Genomic DNA, 23443 nt, shown 5'->3' with positions numbered 1-23443 from the left:
CCGGTCAGGAGACGGTCAGGGCGGCCGACCGCTTGGCCTCCCACCACCGGTCGCACTCCACCTCCTCGTAGAGCACCCGCCGGCCCACCTTCACCCCGGCCGGTCCGATCCCGGCATGACGCCAGTACCGAACCGTTGCCGGGCTCGTGCGGAACCGGGCAGCGACGTCCTCGGTGGTCAGCAGTCGACTGGTCATGGCTCTCCTCCTCAGCGCGTTGGACAGCTGTCCAGGCGTTGGTCGCCTCCTGGTGACTGACGGGCGCGCCCGGGGTGACATGAGCGGACATCGACGGCCTGGCTCGGGGTGACGTGCGCCGGCTCCTGGCAGATGGGTGCAGCCACGGCACCGGTCAACCACGGGGTGACGTCGTCCGGCGCTCCAGAATGGGGAAGACCGGCGCCGGTGGATGCCCCACCGAGCTGTTGCCCCGACACCGGCGGCCCTCACGTCGCGGACCGCAAGGGCGATGCCGGCCACGGGGCGTGCCGTCGAACAGTCCGCTGTCGTACCCGCTCGGGCGGCCCGCGGAATTGGCCGTGCTGCCCCTTGGTGGCCCCGGGTGACACTGCTCCGGACCGAGCCGGTGCCTCCGCACCTCGAGCGCTGCCGGAAGAGCGCTGAACACCACGTCGGTGCACGGGCGACGGGATCCCGGGGCGATGGGTCCCGAGCACCATCCGCACGTCCTCCCTGCCCGCGCACCGACGGTCCGGCGGCACAAAACCGGACGATCGATGATCCGGCGATCGGGTAGGCCCCGGATGGGTCCCGGGCGCTCCCTGGCTCGTCGGCGGCGCGGGAGTTCGCGGCGGCGGCGGCGCTCGGGCGGACATGCGGGCTGACCACGTCTCCGGCGGGTGCAGCGCGGCCGGGCACACCTGTCACAACGAGTGCGGGCACCCGGGATGAGCTCCTATGTGTCAACCGCGGCGAGGTGCTGCGCTGCTGGGTGTCTTAGGCCGCTGTGGTGGCGGGCGTTGACTGCTCGGCGAGGTCGGCGTGCATGGTGGTGTAGATCAGGTCGGAGAGTCGGCGCTTGAGGCAGCGGAGGGCTTCGCGGCCGGTCTTTCCTTCGGCGCGTTTGCGCTGGTAGTAGGCCCGTCCTTCGGTATCGGCGCGGATCTGGGTGATGGCCATCGTGTAGAGCACCCGGTTCAGGGTGCGGTTGCCGGCTCGGTTAAGTCGGTGGCGGCTGGTGCGCCCGGAGGAGGCGGGGATGGGTGCGGTGCCGTTGGCGGCGGCGAAGGCGTGCCGGGATCGGTAGCGGCGGATGTCGGCGACCTCGCCGAGGATCGTGGCCGCGCCGACCGGGCCCACTCCGTAGAGGTCGGTGAGTCCGGTGTCGATGGTGTCCATCGTGGTGGTGATCAGGGCGGTGAGTTCCTTGATCTGGGCGGTCAGCTCGGTGAGGCGGCTCAGCCGCCGCAGGGTGAGCTGAGCGCGGATCCGGGTGTCACTCCGCAGCAGGTCGGTGGCGGCGGTGAGGAACGTCGGTGCGGTCAGTCGCGGCACGGTCACCTGGTAGCCGGGGAGCAGGCCGTGCAGTTCGGCGTGGGTGCGGTTGGCCAGGGCGGTGCGTTCGGCGACGAGTTGGTTGCGGTAGTCGGCCAGTGCACGGAGGTCGGCGGCTTGCCCGACGGCCAGGCGCACCGGTGGCAGGTCGGTCTCCCGGGCGGTGATCCGGGCGATGGCCAGGCAGTCCACCGGGTCGGTCTTGCCCTGCCCGGGCCGGCTGGACCGCTCCCTGGAAGTCAGCGAGGGCGGCACCTCCACGACCTGCATGCCGCCGGCCATCGCGAGCCGGATCGCGGCGCCGCGGCCGTAGTTGCCCGATCCCTCGATCCCGACCCGGTCGACTGAATGTTCGGCGAGCAGGGCTTCGAGTTCGTCGAACCCGGCCTCGGTGTTGGCCAGGTCGGTCACGACCAGCGGCCGCCCGACCGGGTCGATGACGGCCACGGCCAGGGTGTCCTTGTGGGTGTCGATGCCGGCGAGCACAGCGGCTCCTTCGCGGGAGGTGGCTCGCGAGGACGGTGTCGGGGCGCAGCGCATGCATCTGCGGGCCGCGGGTGCCCATGCTCCTATCAGGCGTCGACCGCCCCGAACACCGAGGACGTCACCGGCGGGCAGTCATTGCGGAAGCCATGCCCAACCGCAGCAGGCAGCAAGAGGTAGAGCCTCACCGGTGACGCCCGCGAGCGCCCCGCCGGGGTGACGGGGCACCTCATTACCGCAGATGCAAGAGGTGTGTCGGTCGAGGTCTGTTCGGGATGGGCGGGTCAGCAAACGGCGGGTTCGGTTCGAGCTTGGGCGTGAGTTGGCCCTGCCGTTTTCCACAGGTGGGGCCTTGGGCGTCGGCTTCCACAGGTGATGGCTAGGACCGCCTGAGGGCACCTCGGCGAACGAGAATTGATCTTGATCGATCCGGTCCTACCAACCCGCAGGAGCCCGCCATGACCACCACGCAACGCCCCCACGTCACCCGACCACCAGCGCCTCAGAGCTCCGCGAGGTCGACCCGCGCACGCTGCTGGTCGACCTGAACGTCCGGCACACCACCACCGCCGACACCGACCTGGTCGCCAGCGTGACCGAGCACGGCGTACTCGTGCCGATCGTCGCCGTGCGCACCGCACACGGAGAGGTGCGGGTGCGGATGGGGCACCGGCGCACCCTGGCCGCGATCGAAGCCGGCCGAGCAACGGTGCCCGTCGTCGTGGTCGCCGACGAGACCAGCGACGACGCCGGCACCGTGCACCGCCTGGTCACCCAGTGGGCGGAGAACGAGCACCGCGCCGGCTTGTCCAACGCCGAGCGGGTCGATGTCATCGGCCAGCTGTCGGCGTTCGGGACCAGCCCGACCCAGATCGCCCGCCGCACCCGGGCGAGCAGGGCCGATGTCACCGCCGCCCTGGCCGTCACCGCCTCGGAGCTGGCCCGCAAGGCCACCGTCCGCTACGACTTTCTCGACCTTGCCCAGGCCGCCACGGTGGCTGAGTTCGACACCGACCCCGACGCCGTCCAAGCCCTGGTGGTCGCTGCCCGCGATGGCCGGTTCGATCACGTCGCCCAGCGGCTGCGCGACGAGCGGACCGCGGCCGCCGACCGCGCCGCGGCAGCCGACCAGCTGCGCGAAGCCGGCGTGCGGGTCATCGACCCTCCCACCACCGACACCCTGTCGCTGCCGGTGCACCGGCTGGTCAACGCCGACGGTGCGCGTCCGACCGTCGAGGACCACCGTGAGTGCCCCGGTCACGCCGCCTACGTCGCCGACCGGCACGGGTGGGTCACCCCTGACGGCGAGCCCGGCAGCGACGGCGACGAGGAGGACACCAGGGGAGTCGGGGAGCGCCAGTGGCGGGTGAGCGCGGTGCCGGTGTTCGTCCGCACCGACCCGGCAGCCCACGGCCACCGCGACTCCTGGGGCACCAGCGGCGGCGGCACCGCCGACCGCGTCCCGGTGGACCAGATGACCGACGCCCAGCGCGAGGCGGCTCGTGACGAGCGCCGTGACGTCGTGGAGTCCAACAAGGCGTGGGGGAGTGCGGAGACCGTCCGCCGCGAGTGGCTACGGGGGCTTGCCTGCCGCAAGAGCGCCCCCAAGGGCACCGCCACCTTCGTTGCGGTCGCCCTGGCCCGGGACGGCGACCTGCTGGCCGAGGTCGGCGGCAACCACCTGGCCGCCGACCTCCTCGGCGTGCCCTCCGGCGCCTACGGCCGATCGGTCGAGCTGGCCGCAGTGGTGGACAAGGCCACTGATGCCCGGGCGCTGCTGATGACCCTGGTGATGGTGCTGGCCGCCTACGAGGGGCGCACCGACCGCAACGACTGGCGCAGCCGGCGCGCCTCGACCGGCCGCTACCTCACCCACCTGCAGGGCCTGGGCTATGCCCTGGCCGACGTCGAGCGCCGCGCGTGCTGTCTGGACCCCCAGCCCAGCACCGACTGACCCTGACCGATCGGCAAGCACGGCGGGGGCGCGCCCCGGCGGGTGCGGCCCCACCGCAGGTCAGCAACGGGCAGACCGGGTGCGGGCGGCCGTCAGTAGGGGCGAGCGCACCCGGCGCTGGTCATCGAACCGGCCGCGGGTGCGCCCGGCGTGGCTGGCGTCCAAGGTGGTCCGGAGTCACCTGACCCGTCAGCCTCCCGGGGCTGCCCGACCGCGGGGAGAGCAGCCCTCATCACCCCAACCGGCTGGCACTCTCGACCTGACCGGCACCAGCCACCAAGGAGCACCTCGTGCTGTTCAGCCCTCGCCCCATCGACCTGGACCGGGTCGACCTGGAATCCGCCCTGTTGCGCGCCGCTGTCGGTGACTTCTTCTCCGAGGCAGCCGTCCTACTGCTGGCCAACGCCGGCCACTGGCTGCCCAGCCTCGCTGCCGCCGACCTGATCACCATCGAGACCGATGACGACGACACCGCGCCCCCCACCGGGGAGGTCCCCGGCATTGCCTGGGCCGCCATCACCTGGAGCGAGCTCGACGACGCCCTCGCCGCCGGTCGGATCGAGGGCAGCAGCGGCCAGCTGCGCATCCTGCGCGCGGCCGCCTCCATCGCCGACGGCCACCCCATCGACCTCGGCGACACCGCCGCCGGCCTGGACCGCCGCCACCTGCAACTCCTGCTGGCCGCCATCTCCCACGCCGGCGGCAGCCACGACCACCGCGACACCGACCCCAACGGCCTCGTTTCCGACCCTCTTCCGCCGCTGGTGCCCTGGCCGGCCCGGGACTGACCGCCGTCGTTCGACCGCCCCGGGCCCAGCTGCGCCCCCTGCCGCTGTTGGCCGTCACTGCGCCGACTGGACCGTGTCCAGCACGTAGCTGCGGGCCAAGCGCGTGGACCTCGTCGGCACTCCCTCCGCCCGAGGTCGGTCGTCGCGCGAGATCGGCGAGCTGTGAGCCGGTCGCGGACCGCTGCCCGCCGGGATGGACGAGCACCGAGTGACCCGGCGCCCCGCTGGCACCACCTTCACGGACACCCGAGGATGACCGCCCCAGCAGCACCGCTGAGCGATCGCTGGCCAGGCGACCCCGGACCGATACCCGGTAGGTCCACCCACGGATGCTGGCTCACAACTCAGTCAGAGACCCGTGTCCGGATCAGCGGGCCGAGGCGTTGGGGCCTCCAGGGGGTGGCGCCTTCAGAGGGATGCGCCCGGGGCGGGGGGCAAGTCCGGCCTCATCCCCGGCGGAGGACGGTGCGGATGCCCATCCACAGCGCACAGCGCCAGCAGACGGCAACACCAGGCGTTGCCCCCAGGTAGTGAACTCGCGCGCGAGGTCGCTCGCGGCCGCAGCAACCGCAGGTGACGAGCTCTGGCTGGGTGTCAGGAGCTGAAGACGTCACCTCAGCACTGCCAGCAGCTGCTCGACGGTGGGAGATCCGGCCAGCCCGGCGTCTGTGCGGTAGACCCGGCAGGACAGGCCGATGGGTGCGTCGGGGTCGGCGAACGGATCGACGCCGTTGATCAGCATCGTCGGCGAGCCCCGGAAGCCGACCGCCTCGGCTTCCTCGGGAGTGGAGACCAGCCGGCGGTCCACCGCCGTAGCGCCGAGGCCGGCCAGCTCGAGGGCCTCCAGCAACTGCCGGTCAGCGACCTGCCAGTTGGGGCATCCGTCGAAGTACTGCAGCGTGATGTTCACATCGACCTCCTGGACCAGTGGTGCGGGTCGACCCGCGTGGTGGGCCCAGGATGGCCGACACGTGTGCCCTCGGATCCCCAGGCGGTGCAGAAGGTTCGGTGCACCGCCTGAGGGCGAGTGGTTCCTAGACGGCCGGGGCGAGACGGGTGGAGCGGCGGAGCCGGGCTACGACCGGGGCGCCGGTGAGCAGGCCGGCGAGGATGCCGATCTGCATGAGGAACCAGAACTGGACGTCGGTGGCTGGGGGCATGAGGTCGTTGAAGTGCAGCAGGAGCATCCAGCCGCCCATGCCGATGTCGAAGGCGGCCACGGTGAGGGCTGCTCGAGCCAGCGCCGTGGCAGTGGAAGCACCGGTGGCGGTGCGCTCGTGGACGGTGAGCAGCGCTGTGGCGAGCACGGCGATGACCAGGATCATGACCCAGAGGTCGATGCCGGCGATGGTGAGTCCGGAGGCGATGACCAGCGGGACGCCGACCATGTGGGCCAGGGCGGAGGCAGTTCCGCCGGGCAGGCTGTCGACGATCACCGGTCGAATGTGGGTCGGCTGGGCGTCGGTGTGGGAAGAGCGACCGTAGCGGCGGTAGAGCACGAGGGCGGCCGGGCCGAGGAACAGGGCGGCACCGACCCAGGGGATCTCGGGGGGTGCCGGTCGGTGGCGGTGCCCGAGAGCCCAGATGTCGGCTGCGATGACCGCGAGGCTCAGCAGGGCCAGGGCGGCGAAGGTCCAGGCCACGGGCGTCAGCCACTCCGGCAAGCCGGCGCCCATCGTGGTGTTCATGTCCATGTCTGTCGTCATCCTTGGTTCGGGTGGTGCGAGGAGAGTTCAGGGAAGGTGCACCCGGGGCCCCGGCGGTGGCGCAGGCGTAGGTACCCGCGATCGAGGTCAGCGGCTGCAGGTGGGACGGCGGGTGCGAAGGCACGCTCCGACTCGAGGTGCGTCGCGACGGGAGCGCGTTGCGACGTCTTCGCGCACGCTGTGTGCGACCGGCTCCTCCGGGCCCAATTGGGGCCGGGGAGGGCGCGACCGGCATCGGCCGGTCACGACGAAAAGCAGGGCGAGCCCTACCCGCGTGCTGTGACGGGCCATCGAGTCAGGTGGTTCGGCCTACACCCTCAGCACACACAAGCGACTCAGCTCAGGAACCGGTGCGCACGCCACAGCGCGGCCGACTGCGATCTGCACGCAGCGCGTGGACCGGGCGCAGATGGTCAGGAGCCGCCGCCGGGCCATGCGCGCGGCCAGGGCAGCCAGCCCCGCGCCGACCCCGCCGACCAGCACCGCCAGGCACACCATCAGGGCGTGCGCGGTGACACCGTGGCCGTCGCGCTGATCGGTTCCGGCGTCGGCGTCCATGCCCGGCATCGCGGCATCAGCGGCGACGGCCTCGACCATCGACCCGATGGTCGAACCGGTGTCGGCGGCGATGATGCTCGAGGCGGACGGCGAGGCGCCGGTCATGTCGCAGTCGGCGGTGTAGCAGCTCAAGCCCTACATGGCGAAGACCGCGCCCAGCAGCAGGAGGGTCCACAGCAGGCGAGCTCGCACGACACCTCCACCATGTGACTGAGCTTCCGGACAGGGTAGGCACAACGGGCGCCGGCCCCGGTTGCACCTGGGGGTTGTGCCCCCGGGCAGCGAAGACGCCGACGGGCTAGTCGTCCTCCACGCTCGACGACGGCAATTCGCAGTGGTGAGGACTTCTCACCGCAGGGGGGTGCGGGGGCCCTCAGGGCCCGGGGTCGGCCGTGACTCAGTCGCGTGGGACTGGGGATCAGGATCGGCAGCCAGGAGGCTGACGCCGGCCACGGTGATGGCGCCCAGGGTGATGAACACGTCCGCGAGGTTGAAGGTGGCGAACCAGCCCGTGTACAGGTAGTCAGTGACCCGGCCATCGCCGGCGCGGTCGATGAGGTTGCCCAGCGCACCAGCCAGCACGGCAGTCAGCCCGACCAGCAGCACGGCAGGCGAGCTGGGTCGTCCAGCAGTGCGCCAGGCATAGCCGGCCACAGCCAGGGTGATGGCGGCGGTGACCGCGACGAGCACCCAGGTGGGGAGGCCGTTGCCCATGCTGAACGCGGCCCCGGTGTTGTATCCCAGCCGCAGGTCCACCGGGCCCAGGTCGATGGTCTGACCATCTGCGAGGTAGCGCTCGACCGCGGCCTTGGCGGCCAGGTCGACACCGAGCAGCGTGCCGGCCGCGGCCACCACGGCCAGCCGTCGCCTGGGAGTCGAGTTCACAGGCCGAATGCTCCGCCCTCGACGAGGATCACGATCCCCAGCCCGATCAGCACCAGGGGGAACAGCACGCGCTCCGAGCGTTCCAGCGCCCTCGCCACGGGCTTGCGGGTGGCGATGAACCGGGCTGCCAGGACCAGCAGTCCGACCAGCAGCAGGAAGACGATCGAGTAGGCGATGATCCCGGCGGTGCCGACGGTGAGGAAGACGGGGACGTAGACGCCGATGTTGTCCCCGCCGTTGGCGAAGGTGACCGCCGCGACGGCCAACACCCCCACGGTCCGGTCGTCGTCATCGTCGTCGTCATCCCCGCCCCGGAACGCCGCCCACAGCCCCAGGGCCAGCGGGATGAGCCCGAAGTAGGGGATGGCCTCGGTGGGCAGGAAACTGGAGGCACCGGCGGCCACGAGCACGGACACCGCGAGGATCGCCCCGAAACCGAGGTACTGCCCGGCGGTGATCCTGGCGGTGAGGTGGCGGGTGCCTGCTCCCCGGGCGAAGAACAGCGACAGCACGATGATGTCGTCGATGTTGGTGACCAGGAACAACCCGAGGGCCTGCGCCGCCGAGATCAGCACACTCATGACCCCACGCCGACGCCCACACGCTGCTCGTCGATGACCGGAGCCGTCTGGGCGGGACGGCCTCGACGGGCCGGACGGGTCCGGCCGGCCCGGACCCCGTTGGCGATCACGAAGACCTCCGCCACCTCGTGGGTGACGATCACCGCTGCGAGGGACAGGACCCCCAGTGCGGCCAGCGGGATCAGCACGACGAGGATCGCTGCGGACAGGGCCAGGCTCTGCAGCATGATCCGGCGGGCTCGCCGGGCATGGGCCAGGGTGGCGGGCAGTTGGTGCAGGTTCTCACCCATCAGGGCGACGTCGGCGGTCTCGATCGCGACGTCAGCACCCATGGCCCCCATGGCGATCCCGACATCGGCGGTGGCCAGCGCGGGGGCGTCGTTGATGCCGTCCCCGACCATCGCCACCCCACCCCGGTGACCGGCGCGCATGGTGTCGATCAAGGTGGCCTTGTCCTCGGGGCGCAGTTCGGCGTGCACCTCGGTGATGCCGGCGGCGCGGGCCAGGTGCGCTGCGGTGCGGGCGTTGTCGCCGGTCAACATCGCCGTGCGCACCCCCATCGACGTCAGGCGGGTGATGACCTCGGCCGCCTCGGGGCGCAGCTCGTCCCGGATGCCCAGCGCACCCAGCAGCTGCCCGTCGTGCTCGACCAGGACGACGGTGGCGCCGGCGTCCTGGTGGACGCCGACCTGCTCCTGGAGCGGCCCCGGGTCGATGAAGCCGGGCTTGCCCAACCTGGCTGGCCGCCCGTCGACCAGACCGGTGAGGCCCTGGCCGACCAGCGCCTGCACGTCGATGGCCTCCGGGGCCGGAGTCCGGCCCTGCTGGGCTGACCAGGTGGCCAGGACGGCGGCGGCGAGAGGGTGTTCGCTGCGGGCCTCCAGCGCCGCGGCGACACGGAGAACCTGGGCGTCGTCGTGGCCGTCGGTGGTCAGCACGGCGACGACGGCGGGGGAGTTGCGGGTCAGGGTGCCGGTCTTGTCCAGCGCGATGGTGCGCACCGACCCCAGGGACTCCAGGGCCGCACCGCCCTTGACCAGCACGCCCTGACGGGTGGCTGCGCCGATGGCGGCGACCACGGTGACCGGTACGGCGATCGCGAACGCGCACGGGGACGCAGCGACCAACACGACCAGGGCGCGCTCCACCCAGACCCCGGGGTCGCCCAGCACCGAACCCAGGACAGCGATCGCGGCGGCCACGATGAACACCGCGGGCACCAGCGGTGCGGCGATGCGCGCGGCCAGGCGCTGGGCTGCGCCCTTGCGGTCCTGGGCCTCCTCCACGATGTGCACCACGCGTGCCAGGGAGTTGTCGGCGACGGTGGCGGTGACGGTGACCTGCAGGACCCCACCGCCGTTGACCGAGGCGGCGAACACCTCGGTACCGGGCTGCACCTCCACCGGCACCGACTCCCCGGTCACCGCCGAGGTGTCCAAGGTCGACCGGCCCTCGGTCACGGTGCCGTCGGTGGCCAACCGTTCCCCGGGCCGGACGACCAGCACATCCCCGACCCGCAGGTCGACCGGATCCACCTCGGACTCCGCGACCCCGGTGGGCCCCGGGCGCAGGACGGTGGCGCGGGTGGGCACCAGGTCCAGCAGGGACCGCAGTCCCCGCCGGGTGCGGTCCACGGCGTAGTCCTCGAGTGCCTCGGCCAGGGAGAACAAGAATGCCAGCATCGCGGCCTCGCGTACCTCGCCCAGCGCGATCGCCCCGACCATCGCCACCGTCATCAAGGTGCCCACGCCCAGCCGGCGGCGGCGCAGGGCACGCAGCGTGCCGGGTACGAAGGTGGCCCCGCCGGCGGCGACGGCGCCCAGCGCCAACACCCACGACACCACGGTGGACCCGCCGGTCCAGTCGGTGATCATCGACGCCGCCCACAGCACGCCGGCGGCAGCGGCCAGCTGCACCGACCGGGCGCGCCACAGCGGCTGGGCGGGCTCCTCGGGTGAGCTGGCCGGGGAGGAGCACGTCGGGTCCCCGCAGCCGTCCCCGACGCCGACCACGGCCCGACCGGTGTCAGGTGTGGGGGAGCAGCACCCGCAGTCGGCACCGCAGCCGGCCTCCACCGGCAGCACCGTCGACGAGGGAGCGGCGGAACCACAGACCGTGTCGGCCGCGCCAGGTCGCGCGGACCCGCCTGTCGGCTGCTCGCCGGGGCCACCGCAGCACGGATCAGACACCGGACACCTGCCCGCGCGCCGTGGACGATGCGAACCCGGCGGCCGACGAGCTCGCCGGCGACCCATCGCCGCCGCCCAGCCCGGCCAGGGCGAGCAACTGGCGCCCGGTGTCGGTCAGCCGGTACATCGTCAACTTGCCGTCCTTGCGGGAGGCGGCCAGCCCTGCGGTGCGCAGCACCCGCACGTGGTGGGACACCAGGTTCTGGCTGGCCCCGGCGATCCAGGCCAGATCGCACACGCACAACTCCCCGCCGACCTGCAGCGCTGCGGCGATCCGCAGGCGCTGGGGGTCGGACAGGGCCTTGAAGCGCAGCGCCGGGCCCTCGGTCTGCTCCGCACCAGGGAGCCCGGCCCGCACGGCTTCGGCGTGGGGGAGGTCGATGCACAGCAGATCGCAGTGGTCCGCGGTCATCGGCAGATCCTCTCGACGGGTCCGAGGAGGACGGACCGGATGCACGGCACGCTACAACAGAACAACGTCTGTTGGAACGTGGGTGTTGATCGGGGATTTCCTAACCTGCATAGTAGAGCCCGGGCCGTGGCACACGGCCGTTCCCGATGGAGGAGTCACCCTGCGGTCCAACACGAAGATCTCGGTCCTGCTGGTAGCCGTCTTCGCAGCCGTCGTCACCGGTGCACTGCTCATCTTCGGCAGCGGACCAGACACATCGTCCGCCGACGCCGACAGTCGCGTCGTCCGCGCGGACAGCCACCGGCTGGACACCGCCACCAGCGGCGACGTCACCCTGGTGGAGTTCCTGGACTTCGAGTGCGAGTCCTGCCTGGCGGCCTACCCGGTGGTGGAGCAGCTGCGTGCGGACTACGCCGGTCAGGTCACCTTCGTCGCCCGGTACTTCCCGGTCGAGGGGCACTTCAACGCCCAGAACGCAGCCGTCGCCGTGGAAGCCGCAGCGCAGCAGGGCCAGTTCGAGGCCATGTACCAGCGGATGTACGAGACCCAGCCGCAGTGGGGTGAGCAGCAGACCTCGCGAGCCCCGTTGTTCCGCGAGTTCGCCAGCGACCTGGGTCTGGACATGGACGCCTACGACGACGCCGTCGCCGACCCCGCCACGCTCGACCGCGTCCTGGCTGACCGGGACGACGGTCTGGCGCTCGGCGTGCAGGGCACACCCACGTTCTTCCTCGACGGGGAGCAGCTGACCGTCGCCTCGGCCCAGGAGCTGATCGACGCCGTCGCCGCCGCCGTCGACGAGTGATCCGGTGACGACCTCGACCGGCACCCCGGACGCCCGCCCAGCGCCGGCCCGCGACCAGCCCGACAGGCCCCCACTGCACACCTCCGGGGGAGACCGGCGGCTGGGGGCCGGCCTCGTCGTCGGTGGTGCGCTGGGCCTGCTGGCGGCGTTCGTGCTGGCCGTGGAGAAGTTCCGCCTGCTCACCGAGGCCAGCTACGTGCCCACCTGCAGCATCAACCCGGTGCTGTCCTGCGGGTCGGTGATGGGCAGTCCACAAGCCGACGCGTTCGGATTCCCCAATCCACTGCTGGGGCTCGTCGGCTTCACGACCGTCCTCGTGGCCGGCGCCGCCCTGGCCGGCGGCGCACGCCTGCCGAGCTGGTTCTGGGCCGGCCTGCAGGTCGGGGTGAGCGCCGGCGTGGTGTTCGTGCACTGGCTGGTCCAAGCCAGCCTGTACCGCATCGGGGCGCTGTGCCCCTACTGCATGGTCGTGTGGGTCGTGGTCATCGCACTGTTCACCGCGGTCACCGCGCGCAACCTCACCGCCACCGCCCATCGCCTACCCCCAGCCGCCCGACCGGTGATCGCCGTCCTGCACCGGCGTCAGACCGTCGTGGTCACCGTGTGGCTGCTCGGCATCGCCACGCTCATCGCGGTGCGGTTCTGGACCTTCTGGAGGACCACCCTTGGCTGAGTCCCGAGCCACCCGTCGGACGGTCTTGAAGACCGGGCTGGCAGCGGTCGCTGCGCTGGCGGTTGCCGGCTGCTCCACCGACGGGGGGATCCCCAGCTCCGGGGGAGGGGGCGGCGACTTCGACTTCACCGCGGCCACCCCCGCCGGGGAGCTGATCCCCGCCGAGTCCCGGCAGACCGCGCCCGCCTTCGCCGGCGAACTCCTCGACGGCAGCGATTTCGCGTCGAGCTCGCTGGCCGAGCAGATCGTCGTGGTCAACTTCTGGGGCTCCTGGTGCGCTCCCTGCCGGGTGGAGTCCCCCGAGTTCCAGGCCGTCTCGACCGATGTCGCCGACGCCGGGGTGTCCTTCCTGGGTGTCGCCGTCCGCGACCAACGCCAGCTCGCCCAGGCCTTCACCGACGACTTCGCGATCACCTACCCGTCGCTGTTCGACCCCTCCGGGGAGATCGCGCTGACCTTCCGCGGATTCCCCGCCAACGTCGTCCCCACCACGATCCTCATCGATCGGGACAACCGCGTGGCCGGCGTCTACGTGAGCGCGGTCGCCGAGGAAGACCTCCGCGCGATCCTGCAGGAGCTGCTGGCCGAGGACCCCTCGGGCACGCCCACGACGAGTCCGCCCGATGACTGACCTCGGCGACCTCTTCGCCGGACTGATCACCGACGGGTCCCTGGTCATCGCCATCGCCGTGGCCGCACTGGTCGGCCTGATCAGCTTCGCCTCCCCGTGCGTGCTGCCACTGGTCCCGGGCTACCTGGGCTACGTCGCCGGCCTCAGCGGCACCCAGACCGCCGCGGCCGCCTCCCAGGCCGATGCGCCCTCGGTGACCACCTCGGTGCCGGTCGCGGCGGCGGGGCCGGCCGGGCGGGCACGGGCTCCCGGCGCACCCCCGGTCCACCGACCACCGCCGCAGGTGGCCACCGGTCGAGGCCGCGTGCTCGCCGGTGCAGTGCTGTTCGTGGCCGGCTTCACGGTCGTGTTCATGTCCTTCGGGGCCGCCTTCGGCGGGCTGGGGCGCCTGCTGCTCGAGTGGGCGCCGGTCATCACCCGGGTGATGGGCGCGGTCACCGTCGTCATGGGACTGGCGTTCCTGGGTGGGCTGAGCTGGCTGCAACGTGAACGCCGCGTGCACCGCCGGCCGCCGGCCGGGTTGGCCGGCGCGCCACTGCTGGGCATGGTCTTCGGCCTGGGGTGGACCCCCTGCCTGGGCCCCACCCTGTCCGCGGTCAACGCGCTGGCCTACAGCGAAGCCTCCGCCACCCGCGGTGCGATCCTCGCACTGGCCTACTGCCTCGGGTTGGGTGTGCCGTTCCTGTTCATCGCCACCGGGGCCCGCCGGGCGCTGACGCTGTCCCGGTTCGCCCGCGCGCACGCCCGCACCGTCAGCCGGGTCGGAGGCATGGTGCTCATCACCCTGGGCCTCCTGATGGTCACCGGCACCTGGGACGCGCTCATGATCTGGGCCCGCGCGTGGTTGGCCACGACGGGACTGGGCACCTCGGTCGTCTGATGGACCTCCGGCCCCTCGCTGCCGGGACCCCGTGGGACCAACCGCACAGACGACGCCCCCGGCGGGCTCGGGGGGCCGGGAGCACCCGGGACCTGGCTGCCCTGCCGGTGGTCCGCCGGGTATGCCCGTCGGGCCGCCGTGCCCGCGGTCCAGGGTGCACCCCGTCGGCGACGGTCAGGTCTGCACCGGCACCGAGCGCTGGTGGCCCAGCACGAGACCCACCAGCCACCCGGTCGTCGCCCCGACCCCACCTGCGCACCGACCCCATCACGACACCGCCCGCGACGGTCCACTACGGCCCACTACGGCCCACTACGGCCGTAGCTCCCGCCGCCGGCGGCGGCCGGGGATCCCCTCAGACACCGCCGTAGGAGTGCAAACCGGTGGAGACGAGGTTCACGAACAGCAGGTTGAACACCAGGGAGCCGAACCCGACCAGGTTGATCCACGCCGCAGGAGCTCCACGCCACCCCGCAGTGCTGCGGGCGTGCAGGTAGGCCGCGTAGGCCACCCAGGAGATGAACGCCCACGTCTCCTTCGGGTCCCATCCCCAGAACCGACCCCAGGCGCTCTCCGCCCAGATCGCGCCGGCGACCACCGCGAACGTCCAGATGGGGAAGGCGAACACCGCGGCGCGGTGCGCCACGCGATCCAACGCCACCGCCGACGGCAGCCGATCCCACAGCCCCGGGGTCGACCGCGGGCGGCTCTCCTGTCGACGCTGCACCAGGAACAGCGCACTGGCCGTCGCACTGACCAGGAAGACGCCGAAGGACAAGATCGCTGCCGAGACGTGGACGATCAGCCAGTCCGACCGCAGGGCGGCGATCAGCGGGCCGGCCTCGGCATACAGGAAGAACCCGATGAGCACGAGGCTGACCACCACCGGCCCGATGACGAACAGACCGATGTGCCGCATCACCGGCACCCGCAGCGCCGTCACGAGGTAGGCCAGCACACCGATCAGCACCGCCGCGGTCCCGAACTCGTACATGTTGCCCCACGGCGCCCGGCCGGTGCCGAACCCGCGGAGCGCCAGCACCCCGAACTGCAGGACCGCGCCCAGGCCGCTCAGCGCCAGACCCAGGGTGCTCCAGGCCCATCGCCGGCGGGTCGAGGCCGGCTCGTCCCGCGGGTCACCGACCCCGGCCACGCCAGCGGGGCCGCTGCCAGGTGCCGGTGGGGTGGCGGTGAGCGCCGTCGCGGTCAGCGAGCGCGCGGCGACCGCCGCCGCCGTGGGGGCGCCTGCGTGCCCGCTGGTCACCGCCACGGCGACCGCGGCACTCCGCCGACCGAAGGCCAGCTCGGCTGCGAAGGCCAGCGCGGCCAACGCATAGGCCGCGACGGCGGTGGTGAACAGCTGATCGGACAGCTCGGCCAGGGCTTCGGTGGTCACAGGGTGGTCATCTCCTCGGGAGGGTGGGATCCGGTGGTCATCGCAGAACCAGGGGTGGTGGGGACACCGACAGGTGCTCCCCTGCGTCGGCGCACCGCCGACCAGATCGCCGCGCCGATCCCCAGGGCGCTCGGCACGTACTCCGGCGCCGGACCGAGGCGGGCAGCGGTGGCGGTGCCGCCATCCAGCGCGACCTCGCCGTCGGACGCCCGGGGAGCGAACAGCTCCGACCGGGCCTCGACCGACCCGTGGGCGGCGCCGACCGCGGACAGCCCCGTCCGTGGCGCACCGACGACAGCGGCGCCGGTCCACCCACCACCGAGGACCACAGGTCCGTGGACCGTCGACATACCCCGGCACCTCCGTCCTATGGCGTGTCGAGCTCCAGCTGCGCGTCCCGGGGCCTCGCCGGCCCTAGTCTCCTAACCTACATCGTAGATGGACGTGGGGAGTGGCGGGATGACGATCGGTGACGCCAGTGCGCCCGCACGGCCCAGCGCCGAGGGTGGGAGCTCCCGTGGGGTTGGTCGGGCAACGGGGACCGGTCGCCGCCGCGGGACCGGTCTGCGGCCGCCGGCCGGCCACCGGGCAGCAGGACTGCTCGTCGCCGTCGTCGCCGGGGCGGTGGTCGCCAACCTGACCCTGGGCGCCGGCGCGGGGGGGCGCCCAGCCCAGGTCCAGGACGTCAGTGCTGCCGCCGGCGCCCTCGCCCACGTCGACGAGGAAGCGCCTGCCGACGCCAGGGTGCAGATCAGCGAATCCGAAGCAGCCGCTCGGCTGCAGGCCGTCGCGGCGTCCCGGGCAGCCCGAGCCGAGGCGGCCAACCAGGCCGTCCTGCCGGTGCAGGGGCGACTGACCAGCGGCTACGGGCCGCGGTGGGGAACCAGGCACTACGGACTGGACTTCGCTGCCCCCATGCTCACCCAGGAGGTCGCCGCCGCGGACGGTGTCGTGCTGCGCGCGGGTCCGGCCAGCGGATTCGGTCTGGCGGTCTACATCCAGCACGACAACGGAGATGTGACCGTCTACGGGCACATGGACTCCATCCAGGTGCAGGCCGGCGACGTCGTCGAGGCCGGAGATCCCATCGCCCTGGTGGGCAACCGCGGCCAGTCCACCGGCCCGCACCTGCACTTCGAGGTGCACGAAGGGGGTATGAACGGACCCCGACTCGACCCCGCCTCGTGGCTGGCCGAGCGCGGAGTCGACCTACCTGCCTGACGGGCCGGCTGTCCGGGGGCTCATCCAGCGACCGTCATCACGCCGACCTGGCCCAGGGCCGCGTGGAAGGAGCACTCGTACCCGTACTCGCCCGGGTCGGTGACCGTGAACTCCATGGTCGCCTCGTCACCGGGCGCCACGATCGGGATCTGCTCGGTGATGGTCCGAGGACCTTGCCCGGGGCTGAACACGAAGTTGTGCGTGAGCTGGGCGGCCTGGCTGACCAGGGTCAGACGCACCGGTCCGGGGGACACCGTGAAGGCATCGGGCAGGAACACGTAGTCGTCCCCGACGGTCACCACCACGTCCTGCGTGCCGTCGGGGGCGGTGCTCACGGCCGCGGACCGGGTCGTCCGGCCACCGGCCTGGGAGCCCGCCGAGCGGTCCGCGCCACCAGAGCACGCCCCCAGTGCCGGGGTCAACGCACCCAGCGCCACCGCAGCCAACCAGGACCGTCGGGTCAGCACCGTGCGGCTCACCACCAACCCCTCTCCACCGGTCTCCCTGCTACTAGCCACAGTAGGACAGGGTGCAGTTGATGGTTCAGCTGACCCCGCTGCACAGGTGTGTGATGGCTGCGGCTGCCGCCGGAGCCACGGCCACGGCCACCGGTGTGCTCAGCACCAGGACCAGCGCGCTGATCACCAGACCCAGACGGCTGCTCCGCAACGGCCGGCCCGGGCTGAGCATCCGGCCCACCCGGGTGACCGTCACCCCCGGCGTCGAGCAATCGGCCATGGCCAGGGCAGGGGCCGGTGCCCGCATCTCCGCGAGCCGCACGATGGCCGAGGCGACGACGACCCGGGGGACCGTCCGTGCAGCGCTGTCGTCGGCGGCCAGCTCCACCAACCGCGCAGTCTGGGTCGCCGCGGTCGCGAACAGGCCCACCCAGGGGAAGGCGCGGGACAGTGACCCGGCCACCGACACCGCCAGGTGGTGGTGTGCACGGAGGTGGGCGCGCTCGTGGGCCAGCACGCCGTCGAGCTCCTCCGGGCTCAACGCCGCGATGGCACCGGCGGTCACCAGGACACGGGACGAGCGACCGGGGATGCAGAACGCCGCAGCCGTCGGGGAGTCCACGACGTGCATGTCCAACGTCGGGTGCGCAGTGCTCACCTTGGCCACCGAGCGGCGTACCCGGTCCCGCTCGCGGTGGGTGCCGCAGGCGTCCTGGGCGAACCGGGTGGCTGTCCACACCACGACCGTGCCGACCAGCACGACGCCGAGCATCGATTCCAGGGCGTCGCCGTGGAACCCGTAGGCCTGCTGCAGGCTCAGGGCGCATGCCTGCACCAGAGCCGCCAGGCCGGCCACCCAGGCCGTCGCCGGGATCAGCAGGGTCAGCCCGATCAACACGGGCACGGCCACCGCCGACAGGCACAGCGCCTGCCACATGGCGATGCCCAGGCGCGGTGAGTTGTCCATCCAGGCGGTGCCCCGGAGGCGCGGGCCGAGGGCCAGCAGGGTCACGCCCAGCGCGACCAGGATCCAGGTCGCGGTCACGGGGCCGACCGTTGCGCAGCCTGCACGGCCTGCTGGAGCTGGCTGACCTCGTCGGGGCCCAGATCGGCCACGAAGTGCATCAGCACCGCCTGCGGATCGCCGGCGTGCTGCAGGACGTCCTGGAGCAGGGCCGCCGAGTGCTGGGCCCGCGAGCGCACCGGGGCGTAGCTCCAGGCGCGTCCGTCCATCTCGCGGACGACCTCGCCCTTGCGGTGCAGGTTGTCCAACACGGTCATCACGGTCGTGTAGGCGAGCGGCTTGGGTGTCTGCAGTCGGCGCAGCACATCACGCACGGTGGCCGGCTGGGCGCCGTCCCAGAGCACCTGCATGACCGCGGCTTCCAGGTCGCCGAAGGGTCTGACCACCGTCGTCCTCCTCGGCTCGATGTCGTCCGCGGCAGCGGGCTGCGGGGTCTGGTGGGTCCAGTGGTCCCCACAGTGTGCCGGGACGGTGCCGACGGTGGGTCGCCCCGGCACCCGCTCGTCGTGCCATCATCTACTACGTGCCGTAGCAGTCAGAGGGGCGGTCCCCGGACCGCCGGCCCGTACGTCCGAGGAAGAGGTCCGGTGACCATCGCCCCCGCTCCGATCGTGAGCCGTCCCAGTCCGGTGCACGTGGCCGAGAAGGGTTCGCGGCTGTCGATGCTGCTGCGGACCACTGATCACAAGACGATCGGCTTGATGTACCTGGCTGTGTCGTTCACGTGGTTCATGGTCGGTGGCCTGATGGCCATGTTGATGCGTGGTGAGCTGGCCCGGCCGGGGTTGCAGTACTTGTCCAACGAGCAGTACAACCAGTTGTTCACCATGCACGGCACGGTGATGTTGTTGTTCTTCGCGACGCCGTTGTTCTTCGCGTTCGCGAACTTGATCCTGCCGTTGCAGCTGGGTGCCCCGGATGTGGCGTTCCCGCGGTTGAACGCGTTCTCGTTCTGGTTGTTCCTGTTCGGCGGGTTGATCATGATCTCGGGGTTCGCCACCCCTGGTGGTGCTGCGGACTTCGGGTGGTATGCCTATTCGCCGTTGTCGGATGTGACGAACTCACCCGGTGCCGGGGCTGATCTGTGGATCGCCGGGCTGGCCGTCAGTGGTCTGGGCACGATCTTGGGTGCGGTCAACTTCATCACCACGATCGTGTGTCTGCGGGCGCCGGGGATGACGATGTTCCGGATGTCGATCTTCGGGTGGTCCTCGCTGGTCACCAGCATCTTGATCTTGTTGGCGTTCCCGATCCTGACTGCGGCGTTGTTGGCGTTGCTGGCCGACCGGCACCTGGGTGCGTTGGTGTTCTCCGCGGCCAACGGTGGGCCGATGCTGTGGCAGCACCTGTTCTGGTTCTTCGGCCATCCCGAGGTCTACATCATCGCGTTGCCGTTCTTCGGGATCATCTCCGAGATCATCCCGGTGTTCGCCCGCAAGCCGTTGTTCGGCTACAAGGGCATGGTGTTCGCGATCATCGGGATCGGGGCGTTGTCGTTGACGGTGTGGGCGCACCACATGTACGCCACCGGGGCGGTGCTGCTGCCGTTCTTCAGCTTCTTGACCTACCTGATCGCCGTGCCGACCGGGATCAAGTTCTTCAACTGGATCGGCACCATGTGGCGCGGGCAGTTGACGTTCGAGACCCCGATGCTGTTTGCGATGGGGTTCCTGGTCACCTTCTTGCTGGGTGGGTTGACCGGGGTGCTGCTGGCGTCCCCGCCGCTGGACTGGCAGCTCAACGATTCCTACTTCGTGGTCGCCCACTTCCACTACGTGGTGTTCGGGACGGTGGTGTTCGCCGCCTACGGCGGCATCTACTTCTGGTTCCCCAAGATGTGCGGGCGGATGATGGATGAGCGGTTGGGCAAGGTGCACTTCTGGTTGACGTTCATCGGGTTCCACACCACGTTCTTGGTCCAGCACTGGCTGGGCAACCAGGGCATGCCCCGCCGCTACGCCGACTACCTGCCCACCGACGGGTTCACCACGCTGAACACGATCTCCACGATCGGGTCCTTCATCCTCGGGGCCTCCACCATCCCGTTCCTGTACAACGTGGTGAAGTCCTGGAAGTACGGCCAACTCGCCCTGCGCGATGACCCCTGGGGCCACGGCAACTCCCTGGAGTGGGCCACGTCGTCCCCCCCGCCGCGGCACAACTTCACCGAGATCCCCCGCATCCGCTCCGAACGCCCCGCCTTCGAGCTGCACTACCCCCACCTGCGGGACCGCCTGGACCGCGAGGCCCACGCCGGCGGGAAGCACGGCACCTACGCCAGCGAAGTCCTCGAGGGCACCGGCAAGCGCGCCGGCCCCAACGACCCCGACCCCACCTGAGCAGCTGGGAACCACACCGGCACCACCGACGACCACCATGGTGGAAGACGCACAGCTCGGCGCGCTCCCAGCCGTGCGCAGTCACCCACTCAGGAGTTCCTCCGTGTACCCGAGCCCCACCGCCCCACATGCCCGTCGTCACCGGCAGAGGTCCCGCCGCACGCCGATGGGCAGCCCACTGCGGCACCGCGTGCTGGTGATCGCCGCAGCAGCGGTCGCAGCAGTGCTCACCGGCGGTCCCGCCCAGGCGCACAGCGACCTGGAATCGGCCACCCCGGCCGTCGACAGCACGGTCACCCAGCTGCCCGACACCCTCGAGCTCACGTTCTCCGACGGAGTGCAGCCCGGGTTCGCCCAGATCGCCGTCCTGGATGCCGCCGGTGCCGACGTCGTCACCGCCGACCCCACCGTGGACGGTGATGTCGTCTCCCAACCGGTGGCGATGACCGCGGCCGGCGACTACGGGGTCTCCTACCGGATCGTGTCCGCCGACGGGCACACGATCCAGGGCACCTACGGGTTCACCTACGCACCCGCAGCGGCGCCCAGCAGCGAGAGCAGCGCGACCACCTCCGAGGGCCCGGCAGCCCCCACGAGTGCCGCACCGTCCGGCGGGGTCGAGGGAACGGACACCGAGTCGGCGGTGGAGACCGCAGCTGCTCAGGACGACGGCGGGATCTCCGGTGGCGTGGTGGCCGGGCTCGTCGCGCTGATCGCCCTGCTGGGGATCGGCGGCCCCGTCCTCCTCCGCCGTCGCCAGGCGTGACACCAGCACCCCACGAGCCCAGCCCGACCGCACCGGTAACCGGCGGTCCCGCCCGCCCGGCAGCCGACGCCGGACCGGACCCGTCGCCGGTCGCACCGAGGAGGTCCCACACGCCCACCGGGGCCGACCGACCGGGATCCGCCGCCGTCACCGGCCCCGCAGCGACTGCCGTGCTCCTGGCCGCGGCTGCGGTGCTGGGCGTCGGTGTCACCCTGCTGCTCCTGGCGTCGTCCGGGTCGCTCTCGTCGGTCGCGCTGCCCGGTCTGCCGACTGCCTCGGCCGCCGTGACGTGGGCCATCCCCGCCGTCAAGGTCATCGCCGACCTGGCCGCGGTGGCGACCGTCGGTTGCCTGCTCGCTGCAGCCTTGCTGGCCCCCGGCCATCGGCGGATGAGCGTGGCCGGTCACCGATGGACCCGGATGTCGGCGTGGCCGGCCGCACTGTGGGCGGTGAGCGCGGCTGCCTCGGCCCCGGTGCAGCTCGCAGACTTCCTGGGTACCGACCTGCAGGTCGTCAGCGGCCGAGGACTGTGGTCCTTCCTGACCACCATCCCCCAGGGACAAGCCCAGGCACTCGTCGCGGTCCTCACCGCGGCGGTGGCGATCGGGGCCCGCAGAGTGCTGACCACCGGCGGGAGCCTGGCGCTGCTGCTGCTGGCGTTGCTGGCCGGCCTCCCGCCGGTGTTCACCGGACACGCGGCCGGATCAGGCAGTCACCAAGCCGCGGTCTCCGGCCTTGCCCTGCACGTCATCGGGGTCCTGGCCTGGGCCGGGGGGGTCCTCGCCCTCCTGTTGATCCGCCGAGTGCCCGCAGGCACCCTGCAGGCCGCGGCCACCCGGTTCAGCGCGGCCGCGCCGTTCCTGGTCGCCCTGATCGCGGTCAGCGGGGTCCTCACCGCCTCGACCCGGCTGTCGGGCCCGTCCGATCTCACCGGGACCGACTACGGCCGCCAAGTCCTGGCCAAGACCGTGGCACTGATCGTGCTCGGGGTCATCGGGTGGGAACACCGACGTCGCACCCTCCCGGCGCTGGCGGACGGCAAGCCAACAGCGTTCCGGCGGCTGGCCGCAGGTGAAGTGCTCGGCTTCGCGACCACGATCGGGGTCGCGGTCTCCCTGTCGCGCACCCCCACCCCGCGGCCCACCGACCAGCCAGGGCAGGAAGAAGGCAGCAGCTTCGACACCCTCGGTTTCGCCCTCCCCCCGGACCCAGGTCGCGGACGGTGGTGGCCCCAGCTGTGGGAGCCCTACCCCGACCCGCTGTTCCCGCTCCTGGTCGCAGCCGCCGTCGTGACCTACCTGTGGGCGGTCCGGCACCGCATCCGTCACGGTGCGCCCTGGCCGGTGCGGCGCACCGTCAGCTTCCTCGCCGCCGCCGCGGTGCTGCTGCTGGCCACCACCAGCGGGCTGGCCCGCTACGCGCAGGTCTGGATGCCCGCGCACGTGGCGCAGTACTCCCTGCTGGCCCTGCTCGGGCCGGCCCTGCTGGTCCTGGCCGGACCGGGGAGGTTGCTCACCGAGCATCTCGGCGCCCCAGCGCACACCTCGACGCCCCGGGGCGATGACCACCGCGGCCCTGCTGAATGGGTGGAGGCGCTCACCGGCAGCCAGGTCGCCCAGGCCCTCCGCCGGCCTGGCCCGGCCCTGGTGGTGTTCGCCGTCGTGGTCTACCTGGGAGCGGCCGGGCCGGTCCTGGAGCTGACGCTGCGGTCCCACGGCGCCCACGTGGTATCGGTCCTGATCACCACCGCCGCGGGAGTCGTCCTCGTTCGATCCTGGCTCGACTCCGGACTGCGCCGTGCGGTTCGGGTGCGCGGCGTCCTGACCTGGGCCGTCGTCCACATGGCGGCCTCGACCGCCTTGCTGCTGTGGCCCGGTGTCCTCGCACCGTCCTGGTGGGCCGAGATCGACCCCGCGTGGCGAGGCCCAGAGCTCGGCGATCAACGGGCAGCTGCCGTCCTGGCCCTCCTCGGTGGACTGGGCGCTGCACTCGCCGCGATCGCCCTGGCGCGGCGGGCGGGAGCGCCCCGGCCCCCGGCGGCCCCGGGTGCCCGACCGGCCGCCGACCGGCTGGAGCGTGCCGACGGAGACCAGTTGCCCTGACCCCGGCCGCGGCCCGCGCCCGGTCTTCTCCCGACGGGCGAGATCGCACCGTGACGTCTACTAGATGAGGTAGTAGCTT

23 protein-coding genes are annotated in these 23443 nt (G+C 71.9%); 10 read left to right on the top strand and 13 right to left on the bottom strand.

The window, feature by feature from the left end:
- Positions 1 to 4: 4 nt before the first annotated feature.
- Together LFA75_RS02925 and LFA75_RS02920 are read right to left on the bottom strand one after the other, a co-directional pair.
- Positions 5 to 196 (bottom strand): helix-turn-helix transcriptional regulator, encoded by a 192-nt coding sequence (locus tag LFA75_RS02925; protein WP_225232270.1) that lies wholly within the window; start codon positions 194 to 196, stop codon positions 5 to 7.
- A gap of 759 nt (positions 197 to 955) precedes the next feature.
- Positions 956 to 1999, bottom strand: coding sequence for an IS110 family RNA-guided transposase (locus LFA75_RS02920; RefSeq protein WP_225232269.1), 1044 nt, complete (start codon positions 1997 to 1999; stop codon positions 956 to 958).
- 424 nt (positions 2000 to 2423) lie between these two features.
- On the opposite strand from LFA75_RS02920, the gene LFA75_RS02915 reads away from it, so the two are divergent.
- Together LFA75_RS02915 and LFA75_RS02910 are read left to right on the top strand one after the other, a co-directional pair.
- Positions 2424 to 3950 carry a ParB/RepB/Spo0J family partition protein gene (locus LFA75_RS02915; protein ID WP_318250065.1) on the top strand — a complete coding sequence of 509 codons (1527 nt, stop codon included), beginning with the start codon at positions 2424 to 2426 and terminating at the stop codon, positions 3948 to 3950.
- Positions 3951 to 4240: 290 nt separating this feature from the next.
- Entirely contained in the window at positions 4241 to 4738 is a 498-nt protein-coding gene (locus LFA75_RS02910) for a hypothetical protein (RefSeq protein WP_225232268.1), read from the top strand.
- Between the two features lie 610 nt (positions 4739 to 5348).
- Here LFA75_RS02910 and LFA75_RS02905 read toward each other — a convergent pair.
- From LFA75_RS02905 to LFA75_RS02875, 7 genes are all read right to left on the bottom strand, one after another.
- Positions 5349 to 5648, bottom strand: coding sequence for a thioredoxin family protein (locus tag LFA75_RS02905; RefSeq protein WP_225232267.1), 300 nt, complete (start codon positions 5646 to 5648; stop codon positions 5349 to 5351).
- A 124-nt stretch (positions 5649 to 5772) separates the two neighbouring features.
- On the bottom strand, positions 5773 to 6444 hold the full coding sequence (locus LFA75_RS02900) for a DUF4396 domain-containing protein (RefSeq protein WP_225232266.1): 672 nt from the start codon (positions 6442 to 6444) through the stop codon (positions 5773 to 5775).
- 309 nt (positions 6445 to 6753) lie between these two features.
- Positions 6754 to 7134, bottom strand: a complete 381-nt coding sequence (locus LFA75_RS02895; RefSeq protein WP_225232265.1) for a hypothetical protein — start codon at positions 7132 to 7134, stop codon at positions 6754 to 6756.
- A gap of 216 nt (positions 7135 to 7350) precedes the next feature.
- Positions 7351 to 7854: a signal peptidase II gene (locus LFA75_RS02890; protein WP_225232264.1), complete on the bottom strand. Its 504-nt coding sequence runs from the start codon at positions 7852 to 7854 to the stop codon at positions 7351 to 7353.
- Positions 7855 to 7883: 29 nt separating this feature from the next.
- Positions 7884 to 8468, bottom strand: coding sequence for a cadmium resistance transporter (locus LFA75_RS02885; protein WP_225232263.1), 585 nt, complete (start codon positions 8466 to 8468; stop codon positions 7884 to 7886).
- Complete coding sequence (locus LFA75_RS02880) at positions 8465 to 10480, bottom strand: heavy metal translocating P-type ATPase (RefSeq protein WP_225232262.1); 2016 nt, start codon at positions 10478 to 10480, stop codon at positions 8465 to 8467. Before LFA75_RS02880 ends, LFA75_RS02885 begins: the two co-directional genes overlap by 4 nt.
- 169 nt (positions 10481 to 10649) lie before the next feature.
- The gene (locus LFA75_RS02875; RefSeq protein ID WP_225232261.1) at positions 10650 to 11069 is read right to left on the bottom strand and encodes an ArsR/SmtB family transcription factor; all 420 of its coding nucleotides are present in this window, start codon (positions 11067 to 11069) and stop codon (positions 10650 to 10652) included.
- Positions 11070 to 11151: 82 nt separating this feature from the next.
- Here LFA75_RS02875 and LFA75_RS02870 point away from each other — a divergent pair, with 82 nt between their 5' ends.
- The 4 genes from LFA75_RS02870 to LFA75_RS02855 are packed head-to-tail and all read left to right on the top strand — an operon-like array spanning position 11152 to position 14058.
- Complete coding sequence (locus tag LFA75_RS02870; protein ID WP_225232260.1) at positions 11152 to 11874, top strand: DsbA family protein; 723 nt, start codon at positions 11152 to 11154, stop codon at positions 11872 to 11874.
- Positions 11875 to 11878: 4 nt separating this feature from the next.
- A complete protein-coding gene (locus tag LFA75_RS02865) occupies positions 11879 to 12547 on the top strand; it encodes a vitamin K epoxide reductase family protein (protein WP_225232259.1) in 669 nt (222 codons plus the stop codon).
- Positions 12540 to 13178: a TlpA family protein disulfide reductase gene (locus LFA75_RS02860; protein WP_225232258.1), complete on the top strand. Its 639-nt coding sequence runs from the start codon at positions 12540 to 12542 to the stop codon at positions 13176 to 13178. The genes LFA75_RS02865 and LFA75_RS02860 overlap by 8 nt, the downstream gene beginning before the upstream one ends.
- On the top strand, positions 13171 to 14058 hold the full coding sequence (locus tag LFA75_RS02855; protein ID WP_225232257.1) for a cytochrome c biogenesis CcdA family protein: 888 nt from the start codon (positions 13171 to 13173) through the stop codon (positions 14056 to 14058). The genes LFA75_RS02860 and LFA75_RS02855 overlap by 8 nt, the downstream gene beginning before the upstream one ends.
- Before the next feature lie 355 nt (positions 14059 to 14413).
- Here the strand turns inward: LFA75_RS02855 and ccsB are convergent, their stop codons facing one another.
- Positions 14414 to 15454, bottom strand: coding sequence for a c-type cytochrome biogenesis protein CcsB (gene ccsB, locus LFA75_RS02850; protein ID WP_225232256.1), 1041 nt, complete (start codon positions 15452 to 15454; stop codon positions 14414 to 14416).
- 624 nt (positions 15455 to 16078) lie between these two features.
- Between ccsB and LFA75_RS02845 the strand changes: the two genes are divergently transcribed.
- Positions 16079 to 16675, top strand: a complete 597-nt coding sequence (locus LFA75_RS02845; protein WP_225232255.1) for a M23 family metallopeptidase — start codon at positions 16079 to 16081, stop codon at positions 16673 to 16675.
- A gap of 20 nt (positions 16676 to 16695) precedes the next feature.
- On the opposite strand, the gene LFA75_RS02840 is transcribed toward LFA75_RS02845, so the two are convergent.
- The 3 genes from LFA75_RS02840 to LFA75_RS02830 form a co-directional block, all read right to left on the bottom strand.
- Complete coding sequence (locus tag LFA75_RS02840; protein ID WP_225232254.1) at positions 16696 to 17154, bottom strand: plastocyanin/azurin family copper-binding protein; 459 nt, start codon at positions 17152 to 17154, stop codon at positions 16696 to 16698.
- 64 nt (positions 17155 to 17218) lie between these two features.
- On the bottom strand, positions 17219 to 18178 hold the full coding sequence (locus LFA75_RS02835; RefSeq protein ID WP_225232253.1) for a M56 family metallopeptidase: 960 nt from the start codon (positions 18176 to 18178) through the stop codon (positions 17219 to 17221).
- Complete coding sequence (locus tag LFA75_RS02830) at positions 18175 to 18543, bottom strand: BlaI/MecI/CopY family transcriptional regulator (RefSeq protein ID WP_225232252.1); 369 nt, start codon at positions 18541 to 18543, stop codon at positions 18175 to 18177. Before LFA75_RS02830 ends, LFA75_RS02835 begins: the two co-directional genes overlap by 4 nt.
- A gap of 225 nt (positions 18544 to 18768) precedes the next feature.
- Between LFA75_RS02830 and ctaD the strand changes: the two genes are divergently transcribed.
- From ctaD to LFA75_RS02815, 3 genes are all read left to right on the top strand, one after another.
- Positions 18769 to 20496: an aa3-type cytochrome oxidase subunit I gene (gene ctaD, locus LFA75_RS02825; protein WP_263639345.1), complete on the top strand. Its 1728-nt coding sequence runs from the start codon at positions 18769 to 18771 to the stop codon at positions 20494 to 20496.
- A gap of 166 nt (positions 20497 to 20662) precedes the next feature.
- Positions 20663 to 21262 carry a copper resistance CopC family protein gene (locus LFA75_RS02820; RefSeq protein WP_225232250.1) on the top strand — a complete coding sequence of 200 codons (600 nt, stop codon included), beginning with the start codon at positions 20663 to 20665 and terminating at the stop codon, positions 21260 to 21262.
- 170 nt (positions 21263 to 21432) lie between these two features.
- On the top strand, positions 21433 to 23364 hold the full coding sequence (locus LFA75_RS02815; protein WP_225232249.1) for a cytochrome c oxidase assembly protein: 1932 nt from the start codon (positions 21433 to 21435) through the stop codon (positions 23362 to 23364).
- Positions 23365 to 23443 lie beyond the last annotated feature (79 nt).

Source organism: Klenkia terrae, from assembly GCF_900491935.1.
GTDB lineage: Bacteria > Actinomycetota > Actinomycetes > Mycobacteriales > Geodermatophilaceae > Klenkia > Klenkia terrae.
The sequence above is the reverse complement of the archived record's forward strand: the minus strand, read 5'-3'. Positions and strand labels throughout refer to the sequence as shown.

Bases quoted from the DNA above. Each gene is read 5' to 3' on its own strand.
- LFA75_RS02925 (WP_225232270.1), bottom strand. From the start codon at position 196: ATGACCAGTCGACTGCTGACCACCGAGGACGTCGCTGCCCGGTTCCGC.
- LFA75_RS02900 (WP_225232266.1), bottom strand. From the start codon at position 6,444: ATGACGACAGACATGGACATGAACACCACGATGGGCGCCGGCTTGCCG.
- LFA75_RS02885 (WP_225232263.1), bottom strand. From the start codon at position 8,468: ATGAGTGTGCTGATCTCGGCGGCGCAGGCCCTCGGGTTGTTCCTGGTC.
- LFA75_RS02875 (WP_225232261.1), bottom strand. From the start codon at position 11,069: ATGACCGCGGACCACTGCGATCTGCTGTGCATCGACCTCCCCCACGCC.
- LFA75_RS02855 (WP_225232257.1), top strand. From the start codon at position 13,171: ATGACTGACCTCGGCGACCTCTTCGCCGGACTGATCACCGACGGGTCC.
- LFA75_RS02820 (WP_225232250.1), top strand. From the start codon at position 20,663: ATGGGCAGCCCACTGCGGCACCGCGTGCTGGTGATCGCCGCAGCAGCG.